The sequence below is a fragment of the Rhizobium sp. rho-13.1 genome, assembly GCF_007000305.1.
Lineage (GTDB): Bacteria > Pseudomonadota > Alphaproteobacteria > Rhizobiales > Rhizobiaceae > Rhizobium > Rhizobium rhododendri.
Genome location: NZ_SCFL01000086.1, coordinates 1 through 769, shown reverse-complemented (window position 1 = coordinate 769; position 769 = coordinate 1). Strand labels below are relative to the sequence as shown.

The 769-nt window shown below is 59.7% G+C and carries 2 pseudogenes; one reads left to right on the top strand and one right to left on the bottom strand.

The window, feature by feature from the left end:
- Positions 1-224, top strand: a pseudogene (locus EQW76_RS28745) (polysaccharide biosynthesis protein); the annotation flags it as partial.
- Positions 225-269: 45 nt separating this feature from the next.
- On the opposite strand, the pseudogene EQW76_RS29195 reads toward EQW76_RS28745, so the two are convergent.
- Positions 270-769: pseudogene (locus EQW76_RS29195) on the bottom strand (glycosyl transferase); the annotation flags it as partial.

The window sequence follows — 769 nt, the reverse complement described above, 5'->3', positions numbered from 1 at the left end:
ACAACCCGCAGCCGACGCCGCATCCGCGCATCATGCGGGCTCGCGAGGATTTTCTCAGGTGGCCGGAATTGTCCGAACGCCTGGCGGCGCTGGAGAAGGCTTTGGATGAAAATGACATTCCGCTCGCCCAGAGCATCCTGAAGATGCTGGTCTCCGGCTATGCCCCGAATGGAGATGTGGTGGACCTGGTGTTTCGCGAACGCGAGGGAGAGGCCGCCGCATAGACCTGCTCGCGGTCTTTTGTGTTTGCTTTGAGCGCCTGGAAGCTTCTAGCGGCTGATCCGCTGGCATCCCCATGTCGCATAGAACCACCGTCGCAGCTGGTCGTGAGCGCGAAACCAGTGGGTTGTCATGCGCAGCATGAAGTGTCGCTTGGCAGCCCTGTAATGCGACCTCTTGCCGATCGTCGTATCTCTTCGATGCGGACTGAATGTTACGAGATTGTCTTCTGTCGAAAACGTCTGGACACCAGTCGACCAGCCGCGTTCGAGAGCGACATCGTAGGGCAACAGAACCGTATTCAACCTTTTTACCAACTTCAACGCCGCTTCGCGCGTGACGATGTAGCAAGCAGCCGAGCCCTGGGGACCATGCAGGCAGCGGCCGACGACATCGCCGAGGGTGGTCATAGCGACTGGTCTGAAACCGACCTTTCGGTGATTTGCGAGCTTGATGACGCTGCCCTCGGTGCCAGGCACGGCCGCCACGGCCGCCATGGCCCGCGGGATAAGTGCCGCGTTGAGGTCGACATCATCCTCTATGATGATGG